Origin of the sequence: Streptomyces sp. URMC 126 (genome assembly GCF_051386555.1) — a bacterium.
Classification (GTDB): domain Bacteria; phylum Actinomycetota; class Actinomycetes; order Streptomycetales; family Streptomycetaceae; genus Streptomyces.
Genome location: NZ_JBPQTX010000415.1, coordinates 1 through 5235, shown reverse-complemented (window position 1 = coordinate 5235; position 5235 = coordinate 1). Strand labels below are relative to the sequence as shown.

General features: G+C 73.2%; 5 protein-coding genes. 3 read left to right on the top strand and 2 right to left on the bottom strand.

The genetic code is table 11. The features are described from left to right. Positions 1 to 142: 142 nt before the first annotated feature. Positions 143 to 1120 (bottom strand): carbohydrate kinase family protein, encoded by a 978-nt coding sequence (locus ACSNOK_RS30400; protein WP_436784017.1) that lies wholly within the window; start codon positions 1118 to 1120, stop codon positions 143 to 145. A 207-nt stretch (positions 1121 to 1327) separates the two neighbouring features. Here ACSNOK_RS30400 and ACSNOK_RS30395 point away from each other — a divergent pair, with 207 nt between their 5' ends. Together ACSNOK_RS30395 and ACSNOK_RS30390 are read left to right on the top strand one after the other, a co-directional pair. Further along, positions 1328 to 1579: a hypothetical protein gene (locus ACSNOK_RS30395; RefSeq protein ID WP_436784016.1), complete on the top strand. Its 252-nt coding sequence runs from the start codon at positions 1328 to 1330 to the stop codon at positions 1577 to 1579. 132 nt (positions 1580 to 1711) lie between these two features. Continuing rightward, a complete protein-coding gene (locus ACSNOK_RS30390) occupies positions 1712 to 3232 on the top strand; it encodes a hypothetical protein (protein ID WP_436784015.1) in 1521 nt (506 codons plus the stop codon). Between the two features lie 74 nt (positions 3233 to 3306). Here the strand turns inward: ACSNOK_RS30390 and erpA are convergent, their stop codons facing one another. Continuing rightward, complete coding sequence (gene erpA / locus ACSNOK_RS30385; protein WP_004946545.1) at positions 3307 to 3663, bottom strand: iron-sulfur cluster insertion protein ErpA; 357 nt, start codon at positions 3661 to 3663, stop codon at positions 3307 to 3309. Positions 3664 to 3915: 252 nt separating this feature from the next. Here erpA and nadA point away from each other — a divergent pair, with 252 nt between their 5' ends. Next, positions 3916 to 5103, top strand: coding sequence for a quinolinate synthase NadA (gene nadA / locus ACSNOK_RS30380; protein ID WP_436784014.1), 1188 nt, complete (start codon positions 3916 to 3918; stop codon positions 5101 to 5103). Positions 5104 to 5235: the final 132 nt, after the last annotated feature.

Below are 5235 nucleotides of genomic sequence, written 5' to 3'. Positions count from 1 at the left end.
GGGCTGAATTGTGCCTGAGGTGGCACTTTCAGCCCGTCCGGCGTTTGAGGACAACCGCGCGGAGCGCGGTTTCAGGGGGTCTGGGGGCTCGCCCCCAGGAATCGGCGAAGGGGCGGGACCGGGGCACAGCCCCCCGCAGGGGTCACTCCCCCAGGTGCGCCCGGACCTCGGCCGCCGCCTCATGCCCGTAAGCCTTCGCGAACCGCTCCATGAAGTGCCCCCGCCGCAGCTCGTACTCCTGAGTACCAAGCGTCTCGATCACGAGAGTGGCCAGCATGCACCCCACCTGAGCCGCCCGCTCCAGCGGCAGCTCCCACGTGAGCCCCGCGAGGAACCCCGCGCGGAAAGCGTCGCCGACGCCCGTCGGGTCGACCTTCGCCTGCTCCTCCGCGCAGCCGACCTCGATCGCGGGCTCGCCGACGCGCTCGATGCGGACGCCCCGGGAGCCGAGGGTGGTGACGCGGGTGCCGACCTTGGCGAGGATCTCGTCGGCGGTCCAGCCCGTCTTGGACTCGATCAGCGCCTTCTCGTACTCGTTGGTGAAGAGGTACGTGGCGCCCTCGACGAGCTGCCGGATGTCGTCGCCGTCCATGCGGGCGAGCTGCTGGGAGGGGTCGGCGGCGAACGGGATGCCCCGGGTGCGGCACTCCTGCGTGTGGCGGAGCATCGCCTCGGGGTCGTCGGCGCCGATCAGCACCAGGTCGAGGCCGCCGACGCGGTCGGCGACCGGCTGGAGCTCGATGAGGCGGGCCTCGCTCATGGCGCCGGTGTAGAAGGACGCGATCTGGTTGTGGTCGGTGTCCGTGGTGCAGACGAAACGGGCGGTGTGCAGGACCTCGGAGATGTGCACGGACTCGGTGTCGACGCCGTGCCGTTCCAGCCAGGCGCGGTAGTCGGCGAAGTCCTCGCCCGCCGCGCCGACGAGGATCGGGCGCAGGCCCAGGACGCCCATGCCGAAGCAGATGTTGGGGCCGACGCCGCCCCGGCGGACGTCGAGGTCGTCGACGAGGAAGGAGAGGGAGACCGTGTGCAGCTGGTCCGCCACGAGCTGGTCGGCGAATCGGCCGGGGAACGTCATCAGGTGGTCGGTGGCGATGGAGCCGGTGACAGCGATACGCACGGCGAATCTGCTCCTTGCGGGGCGAGGCGGTGAAGGGGCGGTGGCGCTCTACGGGAGGAAGCGGGGCGAACGGGACCTCTACGGGAAAGGGCCGTACCACGCTACCGGCTGCCGCTCGGGACACCAGTCCTGATCTCGCCACGAAGGGCTGAATTTACCCGATGGTCGGGCTTTCTCCCCGGTCGCGGCGGTCGGTACGGTGCCCGTATGGGGACTTCTGTGAACCACGTCACTCCGCCCGCCCCGGAGTCCGCCGCCGACGGCGACAGCCTCGCCGCGCTGCGCCGGGACTGCGCCGGGATGCTGCCGCACTGGCGGGTTCAGGCGACCTTTACAGACGCCGCAGACGCCGCAGACGCCGCAGACGCCGAGGCCCCCGTGGCCCCGCCGTCGCACGGGGTGTCGGTGCCGGACCGGACGGCACGGCTGCTGCGCGGTATGTCCGAGTACGGCGACTGAGCCGGCCGGGGCGGCCGGGCCGTACGGGCCCGCCGTGGAACCGCCCGCTCCCCCGCCCCGTCCCACCGGCACCTCGCCCCGTCCGGGGCGGGGACCGGGACACCGGTGGAATCGGAGCGAAGGAGCGATGCGGTGGGCACCGAGGGCGAGACCTCCGGCAAGCGGCGGCGGAAGCACTCGCCGCCGGTGGTCGCGTCGGTCGCGGCGGCCGTGCTGCTGGCCGGGGGCGGCGGCGCGTACTGGGCCGCGACGGCGGGCGGCGGTTCGCCGGGGCCGGCCGCCGACGGGCGGGCGGTTCCCCCGCCGCCGCTGGCGCTGGACGACGAGGGGAGCACCGGTTCGAGTGGGCCGCCGCCGGGCATCGCGGTGGGCGAACCGGACCCCAACGGTGGCGGCACCCGCTACCGGGCCGAGGGCAAGCTGCCCGACGGCCCGGCCAGGGCCCCGGTGTACACGGCGGGCCGGGAGCCGGGCGCCTCCGACGTGGCGGCGCTGGCCCGGGCGCTGGGCGTCGGGGGCGAGCCGCGGAAGGCGGACGGCGTCTGGACCGTCGGACGGGGAGCGGACCCGACGATCCAGGTGGGTGTGGCCGCGCCGGGCGACTGGACGTACGCGCTGCACGGCATCGCCGGCGGGAAGCCGTGCGTCCACCCGCCGGGCGCGGGGCCGGAGAAGGACGGTCCCGGGAAGCCCGATGACGCTCCGGTCTGCCCGTCCTTCCGGGACCGGCCCGGCGGGTCCGATCCGGCGGCGGCGCGTCCGGTGTCGGAGGAGCGGGCGCGGGCGGCGGCCCGGCCGGTGCTGGAGGCCCTGGGGCTGCGGGACGCGAAGGTGGACGCGAGCAAGGTGTTCGGTGCCGTGCGGACGGTCACGGCCGACCCGGTGCTGGGCGGCCACCCGACGTACGGCCGGCAGACCGTGCTGCGGGTCGGCGCCGACGGCCGGGTGGCGGACGGCGCCGGGGCCCTGGTGTCGCCGGTGAAGGGTGCGGAGTATCCGCTGGTCAGCGCCGCGCGGGCGCTCGACGAGCTCAACCGGCGGGCCGGCAAGGGCGGCGGAGTGCGAATCGGGGGCTGCGCGACGCCGGTGCCGGCGGACGAGGGGGCGGGGAGCGCTCCCGGGTCCGCCGGGCCGGGCACCGCCTCGCCGCCGTGCGCCGGCGGCACGCTGCCGCGCGCGTCGGTGCCCATACGCGGGGCGCGGTTCGCGCTCGCCGCGCGGTCGGTGGCGGGCCGGCCGGCGCTGGTGCCGTCGTGGCTGTTCGAGGCCGCGGTGCCGGGTGGCGGGAAGGCCACGGTGACGGTGGTCGAGCCCGCGGTGGACCCGGAGTTCCTCACCACGGCGCGGAGTGGACGGCCGCTTCCGGGCAAGGGCGAGGGGCGGGCGGTGCCGGCTCAGGTGACCTCGTACAGCGCCGACGGGTCGCGGCTCACCCTGCGCTTCTGGGGCGGGGTGTGCAGCGATTACGCGGCGTCGGCGCAGGCCCAGTCGGCGGCGGCGGTGACGGTGAAGGTCACCGGCGTGGAGCGGGAGCCCGGGCGGCCGTGTGTGCTGGCGGCCCGGCGGTTCGACCGGAAGGTGGCGCTGGACCGGCCGCTGGGCGGACGGAAGGTGGTGGACGTCGCCACCGGGGAGCCGGTGCCGCGGGGCTGACCGCGCCCGGACGTACGGAAGGGGGGCACCCCTCTTCGCGAGGGGGCCCCGCCTTCCTACGCGGCCTGGGACCGTCAGCTGAAGGAGTCGCCGCAGGCGCAGGAGCCGGTGGCGTTGGGGTTGTCGATCGTGAAGCCCTGCTTCTCGATGGTGTCGACGAAGTCGATGGAGGCGCCGCCCAGGTACGGGGCGCTCATCCGGTCGGTGACGACCTTGACGCCGTCGAAGTCCTTCACGACATCGCCGTCGAGCGAGCGCTCGTCGAAGAAGAGCTGGTAGCGCAGGCCGGAGCAGCCGCCGGGCTGGACGGCGACGCGCAGCGCCAGGTCGTCCCGGCCCTCCTGCTCCAGCAGGCTCTTGACCTTGGCCGCCGCGGCGTCGGACAGGAGGATGCCGTCGCTCACAGTGGTCTTCTCGTCCTGAACGGACATCTGCTTCACTCCCGGGTTTCGTGCGGACTGCTTGTCCTCGGCTGAACCGACGGAGCCCGGGATTCATTCCGGGTCCGGCCGTGTGTTCCGTCTTTCATGCTCGCACATCCCCTGCGCGCCCGGGAATGCGTCACATCGACGCAATGGGCATCGTCAAAGTGACACGAAGCAGTTATGATAGATAGCGTCAAATTGACGACAAGGCCGGTGCAGCTCAGTCCGGTCGTCCGCAGAACAGAAAGGGTGCGTGTCGTGACCACCGCCCAGTCCCTGGATTTCCAGGACCCCGCCCCGTCGCCCCTCGCCCTGCTGCTGCTCGGCCGCGAGTCCGACCCGCGCAGCGAGCGCGGCGTGGAGTGCCCCGGCGACCTGCCCGCGCCCTCCGACCCGGACCTGGTGGAGCGGGCGCGCGCCGCGAAGGCGAAGCTGGGTGACCGGGTCTTCGTGCTCGGCCACCACTACCAGCGCGACGAGGTGATCGAGTTCGCGGACGTCACCGGCGACTCCTTCAAGCTGGCCCGCGACGCGGCGGCCCGTCCGGACGCGGAGTACATCGTCTTCTGCGGCGTGCACTTCATGGCCGAGTCGGCCGACATCCTCACCACCGACGCCCAGCAGGTCGTCCTGCCGGACCTGGCGGCCGGCTGCTCGATGGCCGACATGGCCACCGCCGAGCAGGTCGCCGAGTGCTGGGACGTGCTCACCGAGGCGGGCGTGGCCGAGACCACCGTCCCCGTCTCGTACATGAACTCCTCCGCCGACATCAAGGCCTTCACCGGCAAGCACGGCGGCACCATCTGCACCTCCTCCAACGCGGAGCGGGCGCTGAACTGGGCGTTCGAGCAGGGCGAGAAGGTCCTCTTCCTGCCCGACCAGCACCTCGGCCGCAACACCGCCGTCCGCGACCTCGGCATGTCCCTCGACGACTGCGTCCTCTACAACCCGCACAAGCCGAACGGCGGCCTCACCGCCGAGCAGCTGCGCGACGCGAAGATGATCCTGTGGCGGGGCCACTGCTCGGTCCACGGCCGCTTCTCGCTGGACTCCGTCCGCGAGGTGCGCGAGCGCATCCCCGGCGTCAACGTGCTGGTGCACCCCGAGTGCAAGCACGAGGTCGTGGCCGCCGCCGACTACGTCGGCTCCACCGAGTACATCATCAAGACCCTGGAGGCCGCCCCGGCCGGGTCGAAGTGGGCCATCGGCACCGAGCTCAACCTGGTGCGACGGCTGGCGAACCGTTTCGCGGCGGACGGCAAGGAGATCGTCTTCCTCGACCGGACGGTGTGCTTCTGCTCGACCATGAACCGGATCGACCTGCCGCACCTGGTGTGGGCGCTGGAGGCCCTCGCCGAGGGCAAGGTCGTCAACCGGATCGAGGTCGACCCGGAGGTGGCGGCGTTCTCGAAGCTGGCGCTGGAGCGAATGCTCGCGCTGCCGTAGGCAGCGGTTTTTCGGGGGGGGGGTGCCCCAGTCCCCTGGGGGCTGCGCCCCCGGACCCCGCTTGTCGCGGCTCCGCCGCTCGTCCTCAAACGCCGGACGGGCTGGATAGTGCGCCCTGGCGCACACTTCAGC